Annotated in this window: 18 protein-coding genes; 8 read left to right on the forward strand and 10 right to left on the reverse strand. The window is 68.0% G+C overall.

Features of this window, described 5'->3' with window-relative positions:
• Positions 1-8: 8 nt before the first annotated feature.
• The 5 genes from DFQ15_RS03335 to ntrC all read left to right on the forward strand — a co-directional run bounded on the left by DFQ15_RS03335 (position 9) and on the right by ntrC (position 5,858).
• A complete protein-coding gene (locus DFQ15_RS03335; protein WP_233504259.1) occupies positions 9-830 on the forward strand; it encodes a competence/damage-inducible protein A in 822 nt (273 codons plus the stop codon).
• A gap of 224 nt (positions 831-1,054) precedes the next feature.
• Complete coding sequence (gene glnA, locus DFQ15_RS03340) at positions 1,055-2,470, forward strand: type I glutamate--ammonia ligase (protein WP_110464609.1); 1,416 nt, start codon at positions 1,055-1,057, stop codon at positions 2,468-2,470.
• A gap of 166 nt (positions 2,471-2,636) precedes the next feature.
• The gene (locus DFQ15_RS03345; RefSeq protein ID WP_110464610.1) at positions 2,637-3,152 is read left to right on the forward strand and encodes a hypothetical protein; all 516 of its coding nucleotides are present in this window, start codon (positions 2,637-2,639) and stop codon (positions 3,150-3,152) included.
• Positions 3,149-4,240, forward strand: coding sequence for a nitrogen regulation protein NR(II) (glnL, locus tag DFQ15_RS03350; protein ID WP_110464611.1), 1,092 nt, complete (start codon positions 3,149-3,151; stop codon positions 4,238-4,240). The genes DFQ15_RS03345 and glnL overlap by 4 nt, the downstream gene beginning before the upstream one ends.
• Before the next feature lie 37 nt (positions 4,241-4,277).
• The gene (gene ntrC, locus DFQ15_RS03355; protein WP_110464612.1) at positions 4,278-5,858 is read left to right on the forward strand and encodes a nitrogen regulation protein NR(I); all 1,581 of its coding nucleotides are present in this window, start codon (positions 4,278-4,280) and stop codon (positions 5,856-5,858) included.
• A gap of 137 nt (positions 5,859-5,995) precedes the next feature.
• Here the strand turns inward: ntrC and xth are convergent, their stop codons facing one another.
• The 3 genes from xth to xopN form a co-directional block, all read right to left on the reverse strand.
• Positions 5,996-6,769, reverse strand: coding sequence for an exodeoxyribonuclease III (gene xth, locus DFQ15_RS03360; protein WP_110464613.1), 774 nt, complete (start codon positions 6,767-6,769; stop codon positions 5,996-5,998).
• A 315-nt stretch (positions 6,770-7,084) separates the two neighbouring features.
• Positions 7,085-7,726 carry a TetR/AcrR family transcriptional regulator gene (locus DFQ15_RS03365; protein WP_110464614.1) on the reverse strand — a complete coding sequence of 214 codons (642 nt, stop codon included), beginning with the start codon at positions 7,724-7,726 and terminating at the stop codon, positions 7,085-7,087.
• Between the two features lie 45 nt (positions 7,727-7,771).
• A complete protein-coding gene (gene xopN, locus DFQ15_RS03370; RefSeq protein ID WP_110464615.1) occupies positions 7,772-9,934 on the reverse strand; it encodes a type III secretion system effector XopN in 2,163 nt (720 codons plus the stop codon).
• A gap of 402 nt (positions 9,935-10,336) precedes the next feature.
• Between xopN and DFQ15_RS03375 the strand changes: the two genes are divergently transcribed.
• Together DFQ15_RS03375 and DFQ15_RS03380 are read left to right on the forward strand one after the other, a co-directional pair.
• A complete protein-coding gene (locus tag DFQ15_RS03375; protein WP_110464616.1) occupies positions 10,337-12,832 on the forward strand; it encodes a DEAD/DEAH box helicase in 2,496 nt (831 codons plus the stop codon).
• 246 nt (positions 12,833-13,078) lie between these two features.
• Positions 13,079-15,205 carry a LamG-like jellyroll fold domain-containing protein gene (locus DFQ15_RS03380; protein ID WP_110464617.1) on the forward strand — a complete coding sequence of 709 codons (2,127 nt, stop codon included), beginning with the start codon at positions 13,079-13,081 and terminating at the stop codon, positions 15,203-15,205.
• A gap of 75 nt (positions 15,206-15,280) precedes the next feature.
• On the opposite strand, the gene DFQ15_RS03385 is transcribed toward DFQ15_RS03380, so the two are convergent.
• The 4 genes from DFQ15_RS03385 to ppsR form a co-directional block, all read right to left on the reverse strand.
• The gene (locus DFQ15_RS03385) at positions 15,281-15,763 is read right to left on the reverse strand and encodes a dihydrofolate reductase (RefSeq protein WP_110464618.1); all 483 of its coding nucleotides are present in this window, start codon (positions 15,761-15,763) and stop codon (positions 15,281-15,283) included.
• Positions 15,760-16,617 carry a thymidylate synthase gene (locus DFQ15_RS03390; protein ID WP_110464619.1) on the reverse strand — a complete coding sequence of 286 codons (858 nt, stop codon included), beginning with the start codon at positions 16,615-16,617 and terminating at the stop codon, positions 15,760-15,762. The genes DFQ15_RS03385 and DFQ15_RS03390 overlap by 4 nt, the downstream gene beginning before the upstream one ends.
• A 76-nt stretch (positions 16,618-16,693) precedes the next feature.
• Positions 16,694-16,972 (reverse strand): DUF2798 domain-containing protein, encoded by a 279-nt coding sequence (locus DFQ15_RS03395; protein WP_110464620.1) that lies wholly within the window; start codon positions 16,970-16,972, stop codon positions 16,694-16,696.
• 114 nt (positions 16,973-17,086) lie between these two features.
• Complete coding sequence (ppsR, locus tag DFQ15_RS03400) at positions 17,087-17,908, reverse strand: posphoenolpyruvate synthetase regulatory kinase/phosphorylase PpsR (RefSeq protein WP_110464621.1); 822 nt, start codon at positions 17,906-17,908, stop codon at positions 17,087-17,089.
• Positions 17,909-18,209: 301 nt separating this feature from the next.
• Between ppsR and ppsA the strand changes: the two genes are divergently transcribed.
• Positions 18,210-20,621, forward strand: coding sequence for a phosphoenolpyruvate synthase (ppsA, locus tag DFQ15_RS03405; RefSeq protein ID WP_110464622.1), 2,412 nt, complete (start codon positions 18,210-18,212; stop codon positions 20,619-20,621).
• A 98-nt stretch (positions 20,622-20,719) separates the two neighbouring features.
• On the opposite strand, the gene DFQ15_RS03410 is transcribed toward ppsA, so the two are convergent.
• The 3 genes from DFQ15_RS03410 to DFQ15_RS03420 form a co-directional block, all read right to left on the reverse strand.
• Complete coding sequence (locus DFQ15_RS03410; RefSeq protein WP_110464623.1) at positions 20,720-21,079, reverse strand: FKBP-type peptidyl-prolyl cis-trans isomerase; 360 nt, start codon at positions 21,077-21,079, stop codon at positions 20,720-20,722.
• Positions 21,080-21,217: 138 nt separating this feature from the next.
• Positions 21,218-21,529 carry a winged helix-turn-helix transcriptional regulator gene (locus DFQ15_RS03415; RefSeq protein WP_110464624.1) on the reverse strand — a complete coding sequence of 104 codons (312 nt, stop codon included), beginning with the start codon at positions 21,527-21,529 and terminating at the stop codon, positions 21,218-21,220.
• Positions 21,530-21,688: 159 nt separating this feature from the next.
• Positions 21,689-22,663 carry a Bug family tripartite tricarboxylate transporter substrate binding protein gene (locus DFQ15_RS03420; RefSeq protein WP_110464625.1) on the reverse strand — a complete coding sequence of 325 codons (975 nt, stop codon included), beginning with the start codon at positions 22,661-22,663 and terminating at the stop codon, positions 21,689-21,691.
• Positions 22,664-22,698 lie beyond the last annotated feature (35 nt).

Genomic DNA, 22,698 nt, shown 5'->3' on the forward strand with positions numbered 1-22,698 from the left:
TGCCGGCGCTGGAAGGGGCACCGTCCTTCGGCCTGATCATCGTCGGCGACGAGATTCTTTCGGGCAAGCGCGCCGACAAGCACATGCCCAAGACGATCGAGCTGCTGGCCGCCCGCGGCCTGCATCTGGCCTGGGCCGACTACGTGGGCGACGTGCCCGACCGGCTGACCACCACGCTCGCGCGGGCGTTCGCGAGCCGCGACGTGGTCTTCAGCTGTGGCGGTATCGGCGCCACTCCCGACGACCACACCCGCCAGTGCGCGGCGCGCGCGCTCGGCGAGCCGCTCCAGCTGCACCCCGAGGCCGAGGCACTGATCCGCGAGCGGATGCAGGACACCGCACGCGAGCAGTGCGTGCCCTACGAGCCCGACCGTGCCGACAACGTGCATCGGCTCAACATGGGCGTGTTTCCGCAGCGTGCCCGGATCATCCCCAACCCGTACAACAAGATTCCCGGCTTCAGCTGCCACGGGCCGGCGGGCGGCACGGTGCACTTCGTGCCGGGCTTCCCGGTGATGGCCTGGCCGATGATCGAATGGGTGCTGGACCACCACTACGCCCACCTGGCGCACCAGAACCTGCAGCGCGAGCATTCGGTCGTGGTCTACGGCTCGATCGAGGCGACGCTGACGCCGCTGATGGAGCGCCTGGAGCACGAGCACGCTGGCATCCGCATCTTCAGCCTGCCGAGCGTCGACCATCCCGTGCACGGACGGCATATCGAACTGGGCGTGAAGGGGCAGGTGGCCTTGGTCGAGAAGGTCTTTCCGCTGCTGCTGGCCGAACTTCGATCCATGGACATCCCGCTGGGCCCCGAGCTGGTGCGTTAGCGGATCGAATGTAGTGCGTCGCGCATGGCGCCCGCGATCGGTGCGTTTTGGACGTCCCGCAATACGCGCCGGACAGAATTCCGCCCCAGATGCGGGACCGGCTCCGTGCGGAGGCAGAATGGAAGGCCGATGCAGCAGGCACCGATGCACCACGTTTGGCACAGAAACTGCATTCCCCCACCGCCGCACTTATTTCTCAACGCGCACATAACTGGAGAGCCCTGATGGCAAAGACCGTCGCAGACGTGATGAAGCTGGTGAAAGAAAACGAAGTCAAGTTTGTCGACTTCCGCTTCACCGACACCCGTGGCAAGGAACAGCACGTGACCGTGCCCGTTTCCCACTTCGACGAAGACAAGTTCACCTCGGGCCACGCATTCGACGGCTCCTCGATCGCAGGCTGGAAGGGCATCGAAGCCTCCGACATGCTGCTGATGCCGGACCCGGCTACGGCCAACATCGATCCGTTCTTCGAAGAACCCACCCTGTTCATCTCCTGCGACGTGCTGGAGCCGGGCGATGGAAAGGCCTACGACCGCGATCCGCGCTCGATCGCCAAGCGCGCGGAGGCCTACCTCAAGGCCTCCGGCCTGGGTGATACCGCCTTCTTCGGACCCGAGCCCGAATTCTTCATCTTCGACGGCATCCGCTGGAACACCGACGCGTCGGGCACCTTCTTCAAGATCGACGAATACGAGGCACCGTGGAACAGCGGTGCCAAGATCGAAGGCGGCAACAAGGGCCACCGTCCGACCACCAAGGGCGGTTACTTCCCGGTGCCACCGGTCGACAGCACGCAGGACATGCGCGCCGAGATGTCCCTGATCCTCGAATCCCTGGGCGTCCCGGTCGAAGTGTTCCACCACGAAGTGGCGGGCGCCGGCCAGAACGAGATCGGTACCAAGTTCAGCACGCTGGTGCAGCGTGCCGACTGGACCCAGCTGCTGAAGTACGTGGTCTGGAACGTGTCGCACGCCTATGGCAAGACGGCCACCTTCATGCCCAAGCCGATCGTCGGCGACAACGGCTCCGGCATGCACGTGCACCAGTCGATCTGGAAGGACGGCAAGAACCTCTTCGCCGGCGACGGCTACGCGGGTCTGTCGGAATTCGCGCTGCACTACATCGGCGGCATCATCAAGCACGCCCGTGCCCTGAACGCGATCACCAACCCCGGCACCAACAGCTACAAGCGCCTGGTGCCCGGCTTCGAAGCTCCGGTGAAGCTGGCCTACTCGGCCAAGAACCGCTCGGCCTCGATCCGCATCCCGTACGTCGCCAACCCGAAGGGCCGCCGCATCGAAGCGCGCTTCCCGGATCCGCTGGCCAACCCGTACCTGTGCTTCTCGGCCCTGATGATGGCAGGCCTCGACGGCGTCGAGAACAAGATCGATCCGGGCGAAGCCGCCACCAAGGATCTCTACCATCTGCCGCCGGAAGAAGACGCGCTGGTGCCGACCGTCTGCCACAGCCTCGACCAGGCGCTGGAATACCTGGACAAGGACCGTGCGTTCCTGACCAAGGGCGGCGTTTTCACGGATTCGATGCTCGACGCCTACATCGAGCTGAAGATGGGCGAAGTCACGCGTCTGCGCATGGCCACCCACCCGATCGAGTTCGACATGTACTACTCGCTGTAATCCTGCGCACCGCAGGGCTCCCCAGGGCGGCTTCGGCCGCCCTTTTTGTTGCGCGGCCGCCTATCGGCGCCATCCGTCGAATCCACGGGTTTTGGTGGACCGGCAAGGGATTTGCAGGATACTGAGGCCCCTCCCGGCCGGCTCCGTGCCCCTCACCCGACACCGCATGACAATCGCATTCATTCTTTCCGTGGCTGCCGCGGCCACGCTGCTGGCGGCCGCAACGCCCGCCACGGCCCAGGACCGCATTTATCGCTGCGGCAACGAATACACCAACAGCTCCGCGAGCGCCAAGCAGCGCGACTGCAAGCTGGTCGAGGGCGGTAACGTGACGGTGATCCAGGGCACCCGGCCGTCCGCCGCGCCGCAGGCCAGCGGTGGAGGGGGCGGCAACGTCGTCACCGCCCCGCCGTCGGCGCCCCGTATCGACACCGGCGAGCAGCGGGCGCGCGACTCCGACGCCCGCGCCATCCTCGAAGGCGAACTGCGCCGGGCCGAAGCCCGCCAGGCCGACCTGCTGCGCGAATACGCCAACGGCACGCCGGAACGCCTGCCCAACGAAACGGCCGACAACCAGAAATACCGCGACCGCGTGGCCGAGCTGAAGGCGAGCATCGCCCGCAACGACGGCGACATCGCCGGCATCAAGCGCGAGATCGCCCGCCTGCCCGCCTCCCGATGAGCCTGCGCATACCCGGTGGTCCCAAGCTGAGCTCGCGCGCCGCGCGGTACCGCGCCTTCGACCTGCTGGCCACGCTGGTGGCGGTGGTGCGGCCCGACGGCGCGGTGCTGTTCGCGAACTCGGCGCTGGAGGACGCGATCGGCACCTCGCGCCGGACGATCGAGGGCACCTCCTTCATCGACTTCTTCACCGAGCCCGATGCGCTGCGCAACGCGCTCGACGGTGCGCACGGCAACGTCTTCGCGGCGCTGCGCTACGAGGCCTGGGTCAAGCGTGCCAACCAGGAGTCGTTCCCGGTCCATGTGATCGTGGCGCAGACCGATCGGCGCGGCGAGATCGTGGTCGAGCTGCTGCCCCTGGAGCAACAGGTCAAGCAGGACCGGGAAGAGCGGCTGATCGACCAGGCCCAGGCCAACAAGGAACTGATCCGCAACCTGGCCCACGAGATCAAGAACCCGCTCGGCGGGATCCGCGGCGCGGCGCAGCTGCTGCAGATGGAGGTCGAATCGCGCGACCTGATCGAGTACACCCAGGTCATCATCCACGAGGCCGACCGACTGCAGACGCTGGTCGACCGGCTGCTAGCGCCGCACCGCCGGCCGCACGTGGTGGGCGACGTCAGTATCCACGAGGTCTGCGAGCGGGTGCGCTCCCTGATCGTGGCCGAGTTCCCGCGCGGCCTGCGGGTGGTGCGCGACTACGACACCTCAATCCCCGAGTTCCGCGGCGACCGCGAGCAGTTGATCCAGGCGGTGCTCAACATCACCCACAACGCGGCGCAGGCCCTGGCCGAGCGGATCGCCGAGGGCGACGGCCAGATCCTGCTGCGCACTAGGATCGCCCGGCAGGTCACTTTCGGCAAGCAGCGCTACCGACTGGCACTGGAATTGCATGTCATCGACAACGGGCCCGGCGTGCCGGACTCGATCAAGGACCGTATCTTCTACCCGCTCGTATCGGGGCGGGAAGGCGGTTCGGGGCTGGGGCTGACGTTGGCGCAAACCTTCGTTCAGCAGCACCACGGCCTGATCGAGTGCGACAGCGTTCCCGGCCGAACGGATTTCAAACTGTTGATTCCGTTGCCATGACATTCACCCCAAGCTGACTCTGAGGCGAGCGCAATTCATGAAGCCGATCTGGATAGTAGACGACGACCAATCCATCCGCTTCGTGCTGGAAAAGGCGCTTTTGCGCGAGGACCTGCCCACCCGCAGCTTCACCAACCCGCGCGAGGTGCTGGCCGCGCTGGAAGAGATCGGCGACGACGACACCGACAACCAGGGCCCGCAGATCCTGGTGAGCGACATCCGCATGCCTGGCGGCTCGGGCCTGGACCTGCTCGAGACGGTCAAGGTGCGCCACCCCGGCCTGCCGGTCATCATCATGACCGCGTTCTCCGACCTCGACAGCGCGGTGTCGGCCTTCCAGGGCGGCGCCTTCGAGTACCTGCCCAAGCCCTTCGACCTGCCCAAGGCGGTGGAACTGATCCGCCGCGCGGTGGAGGAAAGCCAGCGCGAGGAAGTGGCCGAGGAGCGCATGGCCGCCGCGCCCGAGATGCTGGGCCAGGCACCGGCGATGCAGGACGTATTCCGTGCGATCGGCCGTCTGAGCCAGAGCAACGTCACGGTGATGATCACCGGCGAATCGGGCTCGGGCAAGGAACTGGTGGCGCGTGCGCTGCACAAGCATTCGCCGCGCGCCAACGGTCCGTTCGTCGCGATCAACACCGCGGCCATTCCGAAGGACCTGCTCGAATCCGAACTCTTCGGCCACGAGCGCGGCGCCTTCACCGGCGCGCAGACGATGCGCCGCGGCCGCTTCGAGCAGGGCGACGGCGGCACCCTGTTCCTGGACGAGATCGGCGACATGCCCTTCGACCTGCAGACCCGCCTGCTGCGGGTGCTGTCGGACGGCCATTTCTACCGCGTCGGCGGCCACAGCGCGGTGAAGGCCAACGTGCGGGTGATCGCCGCCACCCACCAGGACCTGGAGCAGAGGGTGAAGGACGGTGCTTTCCGCGAGGATCTGTTCCACCGACTGAACGTGATCCGGCTGCGGCTGCCGGCCCTGCGCGAGCGCCGCGAAGACGTCTTCGCGCTCACCCGCCATTTCCTGCAGCAGAGCGCCAAGCAATTGGGTGTGGAGCCCAAACGCATCGCCGACGCGGCGCTGGCCCAGCTCAGCAACTTCAATTTCCCCGGCAACGTGCGCCAGCTGGAGAACATCTGCCACTGGCTGACGGTGATGGCGCCTTCGCAGGTCATCGAGCCGAAGGATCTGCCGCCCGAGGTGGCGATGGCCGAAGGCGCTGCGCCCTACGCGCCGCCACCTGCTGTCGCGCAGTCCGCACCGGCGGCGCTGCCGGTGGCCAGCCCGGCCCCGACGCACATACCGGTGTGGCCGCCGATCGCCGAATCGGTCTTCGGCGGCGCCCTCGCCACCGCATCGACCGCCGTGGCAACGGTATCCGCCACCGGCGACGCGCCATCGGCCGCGGGCTGGGAACAGGGCCTGGAGGCCGAAGCACTGGCGCTGCTGGGCGAAGGCCGCCACGACGTGTGGGACGCACTGACCCGGCGTTTCGAATCGCGCCTTATCCTGTCGGCGCTCGCCAGCACCCGTGGCCGCCGCATCGAGGCGGCACAGAAGCTGGGCATCGGGCGCAACACCATCACCCGCAAGATCCAGGAGCTGGGGCTGGAGTAGGGCGGCCGTCCCGTCGGGCCGGCGCCGGTCTCCGGGGGCTGCACCTCGGCCGCGCCGGGCCCGTCACCCTGGTTTCAAACAAATAGTGGCCGCAGCCGGCGTAAGACGTCGACTTCTAGCTATGGAAAATATAGCAATCAGATTTCCAGCACCACCGGCGTGTGGTCGCTCGGCTGCTTGTTCTTGCGCGGCGTCCGGTCGATGGTGCAGGCCTTCACCTGCGGCTTGAGCGCATCGCTCACCAGGATGTGGTCGATCCGCAGGCCGCGGTTCTTCTGGAAGCCGAGCATCCGGTAGTCCCACCACGAGAAGCTCTTGTCGGGCTGGTCGAACATGCGGAAGGCGTCGGTCAGGCCAAGGTCGAGCAGGGCACGGAAATGGGCGCGCTCCTCCACCGTGTGGTGGATCGTGTCGCGCAGGCCGTCGGGGTCGAAAGAATCGCGGTCTTCGGGCGCCACGTTGAAGTCGCCCAGCACCACCAGCCGCGGGTAGGCCGCGAGCTGCGCCTCGATCTGCGCGTTGAGCGCATCGAGCCACCGCATCTTGTAGGCGAACTTGTCGGAGCCCGGCTCCTGGCCGTTGACGAAGTAGCCGTTGACCACGCGCAGCGGGCCGTCGGCCGTCTCCACCGTGGCCGCGATCACCCGCGACTGGGGATCGTCGAAGCCGGTGATGTTGCGCTCCACCTCGGTCATCGGCGCCCGGCCGAGGATCGCCACGCCGTTGTAGGTCTTCTGGCCGAACACCGCGCTGTGGTAGCCCACGGCCTGCAGCGCATCGAGCGGAAACTTGTCGTCGGTGAGCTTGAGTTCCTGCAGGCACAGCACGTCGACCGGATTGACGGCCAGCCAGTCGAGCACCTGCGGCAGGCGGACAGTGAGGGAGTTGATGTTCCAGGTGGCGAGTTTCATGGGTGTCCGAAAGATGGGCGAATCCCGGTACCTCGGCGCGGGCGATCGGTACGGAGAGGGCGAATGCCGGGCAAAGCGACTCGTACCTATTTTGCCGGCCGCCCGTGATCGCGAGATGCGCAAAGTGTGCCGAGCGTCCTGCGTGTTTTCCGTGACGCTCAGGGAATCGGTTTTTGGACAGCGGATGGCGGGTCGACAGGCCTGCGAGGGCAAGGACCGCGGTCCGCTTGCGGTATCCATGCCGCGGCGCGTCCTGCACCTTGCCGCCGGGCCTCTCCCCGGCTTTGGCGGGCACGTCGAAGTGCATAACACGCCCTAGGCGTCGGGCGTCGGCCGTTGCGCGTGCGGCACGGCGGCCGGCGGCGACTCCACCTTCCCGATGCCGCCCAGGAAGAGGTCGGCCACGATCGGGCCCATCGCCGCATGGCTCAGGGCGCCGTCGGGCTTCATCCAGGTGAACATCCAGTTGACCATGCCGAACAGCAGCATCGTGAGCGGCTTGGCGAGCGGTGCGCTGGGTGCACCCGGCCGCACCCGGGCCACCGCCTCGGCAAAAGCGGCCACCACGCGGCGCTCCTTGCCCAGCACCCGCTCGCGGTCTTCGGGTTCCAGGAAGCGCGCGTCCTCGGTCAGTACCCGGTGCGCGTTCCGGGCGTTGGCATATTCCTCGACGATGCGGTGGATCAGCTGGCGCAGGCGCGCTTCGCTGCCCAGAGCCGGCGTGGCCTCGTCGTCCACCAGCGCGGCCAGCCGCGACACGTGGCCGTCGGCGATGCTCACCAGCAGGGTGTATTTGTCGCGGTAGTAGTGGTAGAGCGTGGCCTTCGAGAGTTCGCAGGCCTGCGCCACCTGGTTCATCGAGGTCGAGGGATAACCGTGCCTCGCGAAGAGGGCCGCGGCCCGCTCCAGGATCAGGGTGCGTTGCTCGTCGTAGCTGGCTGATCGTCCGCGCGGCATGTCGAAGATTCTCGGGGCAAAAGGAATGAGGAGTGCGATGGTGCATCAAGGCGCGGTGGGCTTCGGTCTTGGAATGTCTTTTATCTCGATCACCACGTGCGGTGACTGCGTGTGAGATGAAACTCCGGGACGCAGGCCGGCGACCGCCTCGGCCAGCGTGAGCGTGGGAGCCGCTTGCCTGCTCGATAAGGCGGCATCGGACAGCGCCAGCGACTTGGCGTTCTGGAGAAGTTGCGCGCTCTCACTGTCGTCCAGCACCACGTTGATGGCTTTGCTGGCCTGGGAGGCCCGGCGCTGGGCCATCGCTTCGATGGCACCCCCCGTGACCCCGCGGATGATCTGCCGGCCCAATCCGATATCGGTCTCGCCCTCGCGGCGGTTGTTCTTGACCGTGATGGCCGTGTGCTGATTCAGGGCGCCGACCGCCGCCATCGCTCCCGACATTGCCGCGATCCCGACGGTCTGCTGCACCGGTATCGCACGCGCTCCTCCCTGCGCGGCCGAGGTGGCCTTGCCCATCACCGAAGACGTCGCGCTGCCCAGCACTCCCAGGTGGAACATCTGGCCGATGCGCTGCGCGGTCTGTGCGGAGAATTCGCGCGAGGTGTACTTCTTGGCAATATCGCGGGCCAGTTGATCCGACAGTACGGAATTCTCGGCCCCGAGCAGCAAGGAAGCGGCCAGGCCGTCCGGGGCGAGTGCGTCCAGCCTGCCCTCGCGCAAGGCCCGGAAATCCTCGCGCAGAAGATTCAAGGTCTTCGCGGAACCGGTGCCGTGGCCGAGTTCCAGATCTACGTCGTCGGCATCCGCCGCAGCGTTCGGCGGCGCGGGTGCCGCCAGTTCGGCCGCCAGTGTTTTCTCCCTCGACTTCACTTCGGCGGTGACGCGTTTCACCAGGGCTTGCGTAGGGGACTGAATCAGTCGGCGCAGTTTGCCGGTATCGATGTCTTCTTCCCCGACCGGTTCGCCGCGCGCGAACTTCTGCTTGCCCGACACGGTGAAGATGTCGGCATACAGCAGGTTGAGCAGGTTGTTGCAGTCCTGTTTCGCCTGTTCGTCGAAGCCGGCCGCCACATGCTGCGCGGCTGTCATCAGCAACGCACCGGCGATCTGCGCTGTTTGCGAGACCGGGCCCATCGCGCCGGTCTTGCCGAGCAAGCCCAGCGTGCTCGCCAGTGGCGAACGCAAGGTGCGCGGGATGCTCTGCCAGCGATTGCCCTTCCACTGGCGATCGTGCGCGCCCTGGGTCATGACGAAATTCTGCTGGGCCTGGACAAGGCACGCTTCGGCTTCGAGCAGTGAGCCGGCAGCGGCGACGAGGCGGGTCTGCGCCTCTTCCGAGGGGACCGCTTCGGCGGCGTGCTGAAGTTCGCGGAACCGGGCGCAGCAAGCGTCGAATTCCTGGAGATGGTTTTCCAGGCTTTTAGCCAGATCCGGCAACCAATGCCGGTCGTTGATCTGTTGCTTGTCCGGCACGATGACATAGCCGCCGTGCTCGCGGATCGACTCGCACAGCGTGACCACCGCCGATTGCTGGGCCGCATTCATGGGGGCGGCGATGGCCGCCGTGGCAAAGCCGAAGCCCGCGCCTGCCCAGGGAATGCCGGTCGCGTAGAGGATCCAGGGCGAGGCGATGTACTGCATCGCGTTGTTCATGAAACTGCCGGTGGGATTCGGCAAGCCCGACAAGAGCGCCGAACGCCGCAGCTTGGAGACGTCGTGCTCGCCCAATCCCTGTGCCTGGTACCAAAGGGCCACATCCTTCGTGCCGATGCGGTTCGACAGGTCCGCATGGGTGGCCGCACGCCCCGGATCGCCTCGGGCGCCAGGCAGTTTCATCGGCCTGAACGCGTTGACGAGGTCCGCGGCCAGCCGGGGCTCCACCGGGCGCTGATTGTCCGCACTCAGCTGCTCGCCGAGCCGCGCCAGTGACGCTTCGGCAGGGCTCATCGAAGCCGCCGGCCGCGCGGCGTGCATGCGGAGGGTTTCCCGCTCCTCCGTCGGCTGCTGCGCGCGCACGGCCGGGCGAGCGGCCTCCGGACCGGGCAGGGGGGGCGGCCGCTGCAGAAGTCTCGACTCGCGACCGCATGCGGTCTCCGGGCTCGCGCGTCGGGAGGCGGAGGCCCCTGGTCCTGCGCTCTCCTGAATCTCCGAATTTGACACTGACGTAAAGCGGCCGACCGGTGGGTCGAATCCTGATATCTGCATGGGCTGTCTCCTTGTGTTGGAGCCATCGAGACTGAACCGCTTCGTGGGCCATCTTCAGGGGTGTGCGGAACTGATGTGCGTTCATCCGAACCGCCCCGTTCAGGGTTTTCGCTAGGCTGAAACCTGGTGCGGGCCAGGGAGCGGGTTGATGCCCCGGTCGTGGCTGGCGGCCGGTTCGGCCGAGCGGATGCTTCTGCTACTGAATTGATAGCTAATGGCCGGCGTATTACGCCGGCTGCAGACGCTTTTCCTATAGATTCTGCTGGCAGCGGCGCAGACAGTTCGCTACCCGGCGGGCGTCGCCTTCGGCGGTGGCTCGTTGTCGAGGTCGAAGGACTTCATGCACGCGCCTGCGGCCTGTCCGACGCCCAGGCCGCCTCCCCGTCGCCGCACAATTCCCCCATGCCCCCCACCGCCGCCGCCGTTCCTCACGCCCCATCCCCCGCCACCTTCCGCCCCCGGCTGACCCTGCGTACCCTCGGCCGCGGCGACGGCCTGCTGGGCATGGCGCCGTCCGAATCGCTCGCGCCGCGCGGCGACCCGGTCACGGTGGCGCAGGTCGACTGGACCTATTCGGCCCCGGGTGGGCTGCGGTGGTGGATGCCGGCGCCCCCCTCGGTCCTGGCGCCGCGGGCCGACGCGGCGCACGACGCCGCGCCCGTGATCCGCGACCGCAGCGGCGAGGCCGATGCCCGCGATCTGCTCGCAACGCTGGACCTGCTGCCGGTGCCGGCCGATGCGCTGCAGTGGCGCGCGCCCGAGGCCGCCACGGCCGCGCTGGGCGACGCGCCGCCGGTGCTGTGGACGCTGTCGCAGGAAGCGCACTTCGGCGATTTCTGGGCCGACCGGGTGCCGGAGCTGCAGGCGGCGGGCTGGTCGGTGGTGGTGGTGCCGGGCTTCGCGCACCAGAGCGTGCCGGTCGATGCCTGGCGGCTGCTGCTCGACCCGGTGACGGGCGAACCGCAGGGCCGCGAGCTTGTCGCACCGCTCGGCACCCGGCCGGCCCCTGTGGTGCCGGCGGGCGGGCTGGCGCTGCCGCGGCGCGAGGGCTCCTGGCTGCTGACGCTGGGCATCGAGGTGCAAGGCGAGATGCTCGACCTGGCGCCGCTGCTGGCCGACCTGCTGAAACGCGACGCCCGCTGGCGCGATGCCGCGGCGCTGGCCGCGATCGACGATGCGGCGCAGGTACGGCTGCGCGCGCCGGGCGGCCGGCGCATCGACGCCGAGGCGGCACCGCTCAAGGCGATCGTCGGCGCGATGCTCGACTTGCTGACCGACCCGCGCCGCGCGGCCGGGCCGCTGAAGCTGTCGCAGTGGGATGCCGAGCGGCTCGAATCGCTGCGCATCCACCTGGCCGCCAGCCAGGCGCACCGCGCCGGCGCGCAAGGCGCGTGGGCCTTGCAGGGCGCCGAGGGGCTGGAGGCACTGGCCGCCCGCCTGGCCCGCAGCGGGCCGCCGGCGCCGGTCGATGTGCCGGCCGGCCTGGGCGTGACATTGCGGCCCTACCAGCGCGAGGGCCTGGCCTGGCTGCAGTACCTGCGCGCCGAGGGCCTGGGCGGCATCCTGGCCGACGACATGGGCCTGGGCAAGACGGCGCAGGCCCTGGCCCACCTGCTGACCGAAAGGCAGCAGGGCCGGGCCGACCGGCCCTCGCTGGTGGTGGTGCCCACCTCGCTGGTCTTCAACTGGCAGGCCGAGGCGGCCCGCGTGGCGCCGCAGTTGAAGGTGCTGGCGCTGCAGGGGGCCGACCGGCACGCGGGCTTCGCGCGGATGGCGTCGCACGACCTGGTCGTCACCACCTACCCGCTGGCCTGGCGCGACCTCGACCGGCTGCGGCCCCAGCCCTGGCACCTGCTGGTGCTGGACGAGGCGCAGGTCGCCAAGAACGCCGCCAGCCGCGCGGCCCACGCCCTGCGCCGGCTGCAGGCCCGCCACCGGCTGTGTCTCATCGGCACGCCGCTGGAGAATCATTTGGGCGAGCTGTGGGCGCAGTTCGATTTCCTGATGCCGGGCTTCCTGGGCGATGCGCGCGGCTTCCAGCGCGTCTGGCGCAAGCCGATCGAGGTGGGCGGCGAGACCGCGCGGGCCGCGCTGCTGGCGCGCCGGGTGCGGCCCTTCGTCCTGCGCCGCCGCAAGGACACGGTCGCGACCGAGCTGCCGCCGGTCACCGAGGTGGTCGAGCGGGTGCCGCTGCTGGGCCTGCAGCGCGACCTGTACGAAAGCGTGCGCGTCGCGGCCGACAAGCAGGTGCGCCGGGTGCTGCAGCGCACCGGCTTCCAGGGCGCGCAGATCGCGGTGCTGGACGCCCTGCTCAAGCTGCGGCAGGTGTGCTGCGATCCGCATCTGCTGCGCGACACCGCCACGCCGCCCGGCATCGAGCGGGCCAAGATGGAGCGGCTGTGCGAGATGCTCACAGCGATGGTGGAGGCCGGCCGCACGGTGCTGGTCTTCTCGCAGTTCGCGACCATGCTGCGGCTGGTGGATGCGGCGCTGGAGCCGCTGGGCCTGCCGCGCCTGCTGCTCACCGGCAGCACGCCGCCGGCCGACCGCGGGGCGCTGGTGCAGCGCTTTCAGGCCGGCGCGGTGCCGATCCTGCTCGCCAGCCTGAGGGCCGGCGGCACCGGCCTGAACCTGACCGCGGCCGACACCGTGATCCACCTCGACCCATGGTGGAACCCCGCCGTCGAAGCCCAGGCCACCGCCCGCGCGCACCGCATCGGCCAGCAGCGGCCGGTCTTCGTCCACCGCTTGGTGGCCGAGGGCAGCATCGAAGAGCGGATGCTGGAGCTGCAGGCCCGCAAGGCGCTGCTGGCCGACGGGGTGCTGGGGCGGGACCTGGAGGCGGCGGTGAAGTTCGGCATGGGGGATCTGGAAGGATTGCTGGCGCCGCTGGATTGAAGGCGCTTTGGACGCATCGGGCCCGGTCGCTGTACATGTTCGCTACCCGTATCTCGCCAACAGGCTGCCTTCTGGTGAAATATGGCCGGGCATGAATAGTTGTATCCGCATATAAATGCGCTCAAGCTGTCGTCATCACATCGCTTCATGGGCCTTTCGGAGGCGATTTTGTTTTGTCATGCGGATGTCAATGGCTCGTCATGCAAGGTCCATAACGTCGCGGGTTTCCAACCCCGACTGCTTTCCATGGCCTCTACCCCCTCACTTCCCGATCGTGTACCCGCCCCCGATTCAGCAGCCGAGGCGCGCGCCTCTGCAGCTTCGTTCGCACCGCGCCGCAGCATGCTCAAGCTGGGTGCCTCCACGCTTTTTGGATTCGGAGCCGGAGCGGCGTTGACCGCCTGCGGTGGCGGGGGTGACGACCCGTCGGCCAATGCCAAGCCTGCACCGGCACCGGAACCGGCGGCCAGCACGGCCATCTCCAGCTTCGCGGTCGCGGTGCTGCCCGACACCCAGTTCTATTCGCGCTATGCCACCTCGGCAGAGAACAGCCAGTACGGGCGCCGCTTCGGCAGCGAGCCGTTCGCGACGCAGACGCAGTGGATCGCGGCCAACGCCCGGGCGCTCAACATCCAGTTCACGATCCATCTGGGCGATGTGGTCGATCAGGTGGGCAAGCCCGAGCAGTGGAAGGTGGCCGACGGCGCGATGCAGGTGCTGGAAGTGGCCAAGCGGCCCTACAGCGTGCTGGCCGGCAACCACGACGTACTCAACGATGTCGACTACGCCATCGACGCGGTCAACGGTACCGACGCGGGCCGTATCCTGGCCAACGAGCCCTACCTGCAGTGGTTCGGCACCGCGCGGGCGCAGCGCCAGTCGACCTTCGGCGGCCGCGACCCGAGCGGCTTCCACGAGTACCACGTGTTCGAGGCGCAGGGCCAGAAATTCATGGTGCTGTCGCTATCGTGGCGCATTTCGCCGGCGGCGATCACCTGGGCCCGCGAGGCCATCGCCCGCAACCCGACGCTGCCGGTCATCTTGGTGAACCACCAACTGCTCAACATCGCCACCGACGGTGTGAGTCCACTGGAAACCGACTACGGCAAGATGCTCTGGGAGCGGCTGATCCGCGACAACGATCAGATTTTCATGACCCTCAACGGGCACCACCACGGCGCAGCGCGTCTGACCAAGACCAACGACTTCGGCCGCGCGGTGGAGGAGATGGTGGTCGACTACCAGATGGCCTACCAGGGCGGCAACGGCCTGATGCGGCTCTACGAATTCGACCTGACCAACAAGCTGGTCAAGGTGCTGTCGTTCTCGCCCTGGGTGGTCCAGAAACCGGCCGACACGTTGACCGAGTTCGACCAGGCGGTGCTGAGCGCACCCAACGAGAACTTCTCCTTCGCGATGGATTTCGCGGCGCGTTTCTCCGGCTTCAACAAGACCTTCGCCGTCGGGCCGGCCACCGTGGCAGCGTCGCTGGTCACGCAAGCTCGCACGATGCTGCTGGCCAACTACAAAGAGCCGACCGTCGTCACGCCGCGCGCCGCCGCCGACAGCGAGGACTATCCGAAGGTCGCGGGCACGCTTGCGCACTGGCGCTTCTTCGGCGGTACCGCAGGGCAGGCGGTTGCGACCGGCACCACGATCGCCGACGTGACGGGTGCCAACCCGCTGCGGCGCGATGCGCTCGACCAGCTCGGCATCGTGGGCGCCACGCAGGACGACATCGTCTGGAGCACCGACCGCCACCGCCTCTCCGCCGCGCCCGGCTCGGTGCGCTTCCTCAATACCGACAAGAACGCGCCGCGCATGAGCTATTTCATGACCGACGCCACGGCGCCGATCAACGCGCAGAAGCTGGAGGCGGGCTACACCATCGAGGCTTTCGTCAAGATCGATGCCGCCTGGATGCGCGCGTCGCACCGCTGGATGAACATCATGACCCGCGATGGCATGCGCGGAAGCCTGGCCAACTTCGTGGGCGGCGATCCGGAAGCGCCACCGATGCTGTTCGCCATCTCTTCACTGCGCGAAGTGCAGTGGGAAGTGGTGCCGACGCAGAACGCGATCACCCCCAGCACCAACTGGTCGGGCGAAATCATCGCCGGTACCTGGGTGCATATCGCAATCGTCAACGACCCGGTGTCGCACGACACGACGATGTATGTAGAGGGCGCGCCGGTGCTGCGCAACGCCAGCAAGGTGACCGGCCTGGCCACCACCTCTGCCGGCGCGCCGTGGGTCGTGGGCGGTGGTTCTTTCAACGGACGGCGCGCCGACGGATTCTTCGGCCAGATCGGCGAGATCCGTGTGGTGTCGGCCGCGCTCCGGCCGCAGCAGTGGCTGACCGCCCGGCGATGACGCGGTGGTGACGTGCCGCACCGGCACGCCCCTCGGAACAAGCGTGCCGGTGCAGGCGACCGGCGCCTGGCTGGCTCAGCGCTCGTAGCGCACGAAGTCGAAGCGCAGGCCGCCCACCGTGGTGTGCGGCTCCCGCGCTGTCTCCCGCCACTCGGCACCCAGCGCAGGCGCCCACGCGTCGCCTTCGAAATCCTGCCCGATCTCGGTCACCTCGACCCGGTCGGCGCGGGGCAGGGCCAGGGCGTAGAGCTGGGCGCCGCCGATGATCCAGGCTTCCGGCATGTGCTCGCAAAACGATAGCGCATGGTCCAGGCTGTTCGCCGGCTGGGCGCCGGTTTCTTTCCAATTTTTCTGCCGGGTCACCACGATGTTGGTGCGGTCCGGCAGCGGTCGGAAGCGCGGCGGCAAAGAGTCCCAGGTGCGGCGGCCCATGATCACCGGATGGCCGCGGGTCAGCGCGCGGAAGTGCGCCAGGTCCTCCGGCAGGTGCCAGGGCAGGGTGCCGTCCTTGCCGATCACGCCGTTGGCGGCACGGGCGTAGACCAGGTGCAGCTTCATACCGCCACCGGCGCCTTGATGGCGGGGTGGCACCGGTAATCCAGCACCGCGAAATCCTCGAACCGGTAGTCGAAGATCGAATCGGGCCGGCGCTGGATCTGCAGCACCGGGTACGGGAAGGGATCGCGCGCGAGCTGCAGCGCCACCTGCTCCCGGTGGTTGCTGTAGATATGGCAGTCGCCGCCGGTCCAGACGAAATCGCCCACGTCCAGATCGCACTGCTGCGCCACCATGTGGGTCAGCAGCGCGTAGCTGGCGATGTTGAAGGGCACGCCCAGGAAGATGTCGGCGCTGCGCTGGTAGAGCTGGCAGCTGAGCGTGCCGCGCGCGCCGGGCGCCTGCGGCGGCGCCACGTAGAACTGGAAGAAGGCATGGCAGGGCATCAGCGCCATCTTGTCGAGGTCGGCCACGTTCCAGGCGCTGACGACGATGCGGCGGGAATCGGGGTTGCGCTTGAGCGTGTCGATCACCTGCGCGATCTGGTCGATGTGGCCGCCGTCGGGCGTCGGCCAGCTGCGCCACTGCACGCCGTAGACCGGGCCCAGGTCGCCGTCCTCGCGCGCCCATTCGTCCCAGATCGTCACGCCGCGCTCCTGCAGCCAGGTGTTGCTGCTGCTGCCGGTCAGGAACCAGAGCAGCTCCTGGATGATGGAGCGCAGGTGCACCTTCTTGGTCGTCACCAGCGGAAAGCCTTCGGACAGATCGAAGCGCATCTGGTAGCCGAAGACGCTGGTGGTGCCGGTGCCGGTGCGGTCGCCCTTCTGCACGCCGTGGGCCAGCACGTGGCGCACGAAATCCTCGTACTGGGTGCGCACCGGGCGCGGGGCGGGGGAGGGCGTTGCGGGCGAGGGCATGGTCGGTCGGCGGGCCGGTGGGAAGACAGCCGGCGATTCTAGGTGTGCAGCCGTTTCGTGGCTTGGCCCGAGGAGATCAGGGTCGGGAGTGCACCGTCGCCGCCACCAGCCGCACCACCAGGGGCCGCACGAACAGTACGCAGCAGAAGGCGGCCGGCATCGCCACCGCATAGGCGCGCAGCACCCGCAGCGGATAGGTGGCGTCGATGCCGCTGTTGGCGGCCACGATCACGCAGCACATCAGCAGCGCCATGATGGCCGCCATGTAGAAAGCGAACATGATCGGCGTGAGCCTGTGGTGCAGCTTGAAGCGGGTGCGCGGCGGCAACGGGGAGGTGGCAGGAGTGTCGGACATGGGCGGTGGTCGGGATCGAAAGTGCGGGAGATGCGCGGCCAGGCGGGGTGGGCCGACGCGGGCACGGGGCATGCCGGGTCGGGCTCTTTTCCCGTGGACGACCGGTTGCGCGGATCAGTACACCAGCCGCTCGGGCCGCAGCTCCTGCAGGATGGTGGTGGCGATCTCCTCGATCGACTTGGTGGTGGTGCTGAGCCAGCGGATGCCGCTGCGCCGCATCATCGCCTCGGCCTCGGCGATCTCGTGGCGGCAGTTGGCGAGCGCGGCGTACTTGGAGTCGGGCCGGCGCTCGTTGCGGATCTCCGACAGCCGCTCGGGCGAGATCGACAGGCCGAAGATCTTCTGGCGGTGCGGCACCAGGGCCGGCGGCAGCTGCTGGCGGTCGAAGTCCTCGGGGATCAGCGGGTAGTTGGCGGCTTTCAATCCGTACTGCATCGCCAGGTAGAGCGAGGTGGGCGTCTTGCCGCTGCGGCTCACCCCGACCAGGATCACATCGGCGCCCTGCAGGTCGCGGTTGCTCTGGCCGTCGTCGTGCGCCAGGCTGAAGTTGATCGCCTCGATCCGGTCGTTGTATTCCTTGCTCTTGCTCACGTCGCTGAAGCGGCCGACCCGGTGCAGCGACTTGATGCCCAGCTCTTTCTCGAGCGGCTGCACGAAGGTGCCGAACATGTCGAGCAGCATGCCCTTGCAGCCCTCCTGCACCACCCGCAGCACCTCCATGTTGACCAGGGTGGTGAAGACGATCGGCTTGCGCCCCTCCACCTCGGCCACGTGGTTGACCTGCCGCACCACCTGGAAGGCCTTGTCGACCGTGTCGATGAAGGGCAGCCGCACATGCCGTGGCTTGAACTCGAACTGCGACAGGATCGCGATGCCGAAGGCTTCGGCGGTGATGCCGGTGCCGTCGGAGATGAAGAAAACGGTGCGGGTGTGCATGGCGGGCGCTGGTGGTGCTGCGGTGGTGGCCAAGGCCGGGCGGCTGGCGCAGCCGCAAGAATAAGGGCAGGCCGGCCGCGCGGGGTGCCGAACGATCCGCACGGCGCTCCCGGCCGGGTTTGCCCGGGGCCTTGCAACAAAGCATGACCGGGGCCCCGCGGCCTAGAATGCCCGGCTATCCTGCCTATTTTTCACGCATGTTCTCCGACCCACCAGAACAAGACCAAAGTCCGTGCCCGGACATGCGTGCACGCCCGCCCACCCCCGGCGGCGCCCCGGTTTCAACTTCTGGAGCTTTCCCATGTCAGCACGCTTTGAGGCGACCGCCCTGGTCGTACCGTTCGAGAACCTGAGGATGACCGACGTCGAGTCGGTCGGCGGCAAGAACGCCTCCCTCGGCGAGATGATCTCCCAGCTGCCCGAGGGCGTGCGGGTGCCCACCGGCTTCGCCACCACGGCGCACGCCTTCCGCCAGTTCCTGGCCCACGAGGGCCTGGCCGACCGGATCAGCGCCAAGCTGGCCGCGCTCGACACCGAGGACGTGCGGGCGCTGGCCGCCGCCGGTGCCGAGATCCGCGGCTGGGTCGAGGCCCAGCCCTTCCCGGCCGACCTGCAGGCGGCCATCGGCGAGTCTTTCGCCGCGCTGTCGGCGGGCAACCCGGCCGCGTCGTTCGCGGTGCGCTCGTCGGCCACGGCGGAGGATTTGCCCGACGCTTCCTTCGCCGGCCAGCAGGAGACCTTCCTCAACGTGGTCGGCATCGACGACGTGCTGCACAAGATGCGGGAGGTGTTCGCCTCCCTCTACAACGACCGGGCGATCAGCTACCGGGTGCACAAGGGTTTCGCGCACGACATCGTGGCGCTGTCGGCAGGCGTGCAGCGCATGGTGCGCTCCGACCTGGGCGCGGCGGGCGTGATGTTCACCATCGACACCGAGTCGGGCTTCGACCAGGTCGTCTTCATCACCAGCAGCTACGGCCTGGGCGAGACGGTGGTGCAGGGCGCGGTGAACCCCGACGAGTTCTACGTGCACAAGCCGATGCTCCAGGCCGGCAAGCGGGCGGTGATCCGCCGCAACCTGGGCAGCAAGCTGATCCAGATGACCTTCGCCACGCCGCAAGAAAAGGCCGCCAGCGGCAAGCTGGTGAAGACCGTCGACGTGCCGACCGAGCAGCGCAACCGCTACTCGCTCACCGACGCCGACGTCGAACTGTTGGCGAAATACGCCCTGGTGATCGAGGAGCACTACGGCCGTCCGATGGACATCGAATGGGGCAAGGACGGCACCGACGGCCTGCTCTACATCCTGCAGGCCCGCCCCGAGACGGTGAAGAGTCAGCAGCGGGGCTTGGCCGAGCAGCGCTACAAACTGAAGGGCACCGGCACCGTGCTGGCCGAAGGCCGCGCCATCGGCCAGAAGATCGGCACCGGCCCGGTCCGGCTGGTCTACAACATCAGCGAGATGGACACCGTCCAGCCCGGCGACGTGCTGGTCACCGACATGACCGACCCGAACTGGGAGCCGGTGATGAAGCGCGCCTCGGCCATCGTCACCAACCGCGGCGGCCGCACCTGCCACGCGGCCATCATCGCGCGCGAGCTGGGCATTCCGGCGGTGGTCGGCTGTGGCGACGCGACCGAGCTGCTGAAGAACGGCACGCTGGTCACGGTGAGCTGCGCCGAGGGCGATACCGGCCTGATCTACGACGGTCTGATCGAGACCGAGGTGACCGAGGTCGAGCGCGGCGAGATGCCCGCGATCAAGACCAAGATCATGATGAACGTCGGCAACCCGCAATTGGCCTTCGACTTCTGCCAGCTGCCCAACGACGGCGTGGGCCTGGCGCGGCTGGAGTTCATCATCAACAACAACATCGGCGTGCATCCGAAGGCGATCCTCGACTACCCCAATGTCGATGCCGACCTGAAGAAGGCGGTCGAATCGGTGGCCCGCGGCCATGCGAGCCCCAAGGCGTTCTACGTCGACAAGGTGGCCGAGGGCGTGGCGACCATCGCCGCCGCCTTCTGGCCCAAGCCGGTGATCGTGCGCCTGTCGGACTTCAAGTCCAACGAGTACCGCAAGCTGATCGGCGGCAGCCGCTACGAGCCGGAGGAAGAGAACCCGATGCTGGGCTTCCGCGGCGCGGCGCGCTATGTGAGCACCGAGTTCCGCGAGGCCTTCGCTATGGAATGCGAGGCGATGCGCCGGGTGCGCAACGACATGGGCCTGACCAACGTGCAGGTGATGGTGCCCTTCGTGCGCACGCTGGGCCAGGCCGGCAAGGTCACCCAGCTGCTGGCCGAGCACGGCCTGCGCCGCGGCGAGGGCGGCGACGGCACGGCCGACTCCGCGCTCAAGGTCATCATGATGTGCGAGGTGCCGAGCAACGCGATCCTGGCCGAGCGCTTCCTGGAGTACTTCGACGGCTTCTCGATAGGCTCCAACGACCTGACCCAGCTCACCCTGGGCCTGGACCGCGATTCGGGCCTGGAACTGCTGGCCGCCGACTTCGACGAGCGCGACCCGGCGGTCCAGGCGATGCTGTCGAAGGCGATCGACGCCTGCAAGGCCGCCGGCAAGTACGTCGGCATCTGCGGCCAGGGCCCGAGCGACCACCCGGATTTCGCGCAGTGGCTGGCCGACGAGGGCATCGCCTCGATCTCGCTGAATCCCGACAGCGTGATCGAGACCTGGAAGCGGCTGGCGGGCTAGAGCTTTCCCTCGGGCGTGCCCGCTGCGAGCGGCGGGCCCCGCCCCCTCGTCGGGGGGGGCGGTACCGGCGGTCCGGCGGATGCCGGCGCCGGCCCGGCTCAGCGGCCGATCTTGATCAGCTCGACGTCGAATTTCAGCGTGGCGTTCGGCGGAATCACCCCGCCGGCGCCGCGGGCGCCGTAGCCCAGGTGGGCCGGGATCACCAGGGTGCGGTGGCCGCCGATCTTCATACCCTGCACTCCTTCGTCCCAGCCCTTGATGACCATGCCGGAACCGAGCGAGAAATCGAACGGGCTGTTGCGGTCGCGGCTGGAATCGAACTTGGCGCCCTGCACGCCGTCGTTGTAGAGCCAGCCGGTGTAGTGCACGCTGACGTTCTGGCCGGCCTTGGCTTCGTCGCCGGTGCCGGGCGTGGTGTCTTCGTATTGCAGTCCGGATGCGGTGGTCGTCATGGCCATGGTGATCTCCTTGGATGGGTGTTATGGGGGGGGAAGCAGCGCAGACCCGCGAAGGGCCTGCCACGGGCACGAAAGGGTGAGGGGCCTGCGGCGGCCGTGCGGTCGACGGGCGCCGCGGGGCCGGGCGGGCGCAGGGAATCAGCCCGCCTTGGGCGGCAGCGTATGCACCCAGCGGCCGGCGAAGGCGTGCAGGTCGCTCAGGCGCTTGAGCAGGTCCTTGCCCGCGTCGGTTGCGCCGTAGCCGTCGCCGCCGTGGTCGACCAGGCCGGCCTGGCGCAGCTCTTTCAAACGTGTGTTGAGCGTGTTCGGCGTGATGCCGCCGACGCTGTCCTGCAGCAGCCGGAAGGTCTGGCGGTGGCCGTCGCGCAATGCCCAGAGCACGCGCATCGCGTAGCGCGATTCGAGCAGGTCGAACAACTGGTGAACGGCGGCGTTTTCCTTGGGACTCATGCGCGAAAGCTCCTGTGGCGAAAGGCGGGTGTCGGTTGCGTGGGCAATATAGCCGACATTGGCGAATGCTACAAGTTTAATAGCTGGTGGCCGGCGTGAAAGAACGGCTGCAGCCTCTTTTCGTGCATGAAAACCGCTGGCGGACGGTGCCCGCGCCGGTCACTCGAGCTTGATGCCGGCGGCCTTGACCACCTGCGCCCACTTGTCGACTTCCTTCTTCTGGAACTCTCCGAACTGGGCCGGCGTCATCGGGTTGGACTGCATGCCCAGGCTCTTGAGCCGGTCCTGAATTTCGGGGGTGGCGAGGATCTTCAGGATCTCGGCGTTGAGCTTGTCGACGATCGGCTTGGGCGTGTTGGCCGGCGCGAAGATGCCCTGCCACGACAGCACCTCGAAGCCCGGCACCGTCTCGGCGACCGTCGGCACGTCGGGCATGGAGTCGAGCCGCTTGGCCGAGCTGACCGCCAGCGCACGCAGCTTGCCGCTCTGGATATGGGGGCCGGCCACCACGGTGGTGTCGAACATCATGTCGACCTGGCCGGCGATCACGTCCTGGATGGCGGGTCCGCTGCCCTTGTACGGCACGTGCACGAACTTCGTGCCCGACTGGAAGCCCAGCAGCTCCAGCGCCATGTGCTGCGAGGTGCCGTTGCCGGCCGAGGCAGAGGTGACCGTGCCGGGCTTGGCCTTGGCGGCGGCGATCACGTCCTTCAAGGTCTTGTACGGACTCTTCTCGCCCACCACCAGCACCACCGGGTTGGCACCGATCAGCACGATCGGGGTGAACGACTTGACCGGGTCGTAGCCCAGCTTGGGGTAGATGCTGACGTTGATCGCATGCGAGCTGACGGTGCCGCCCACGATGGTGTAGCCGTCGGCCGGCGTGCGCGCGCCCAGCTCGGAGCCTATGCTGCCGCCGGCGCCCGCGCGGTTGTCGACCACGAAGGTGGTGTTGAGCGCCGCGCCCAGCTTCTGGCCGATCAGCCGCGCCAGGATGTCGGTGGTGCCGCCGGCGGGGAAGGGCACGAGGTAGGTGACCGGCTTGGTCGGCCAGTTGTCCTGCGCGAAGGCCGCCGGGAAGGCGGCGACGAGCGCGGCGGCCGGGGCCGAATGGACGAAGGTTCTGCGTTGCATGGGGAAAGTCTCCTTTTTTCGACGTAAACGAAAGG

This window comes from Xylophilus ampelinus (assembly GCF_003217575.1).
GTDB lineage: Bacteria > Pseudomonadota > Gammaproteobacteria > Burkholderiales > Burkholderiaceae_C > Xylophilus > Xylophilus ampelinus.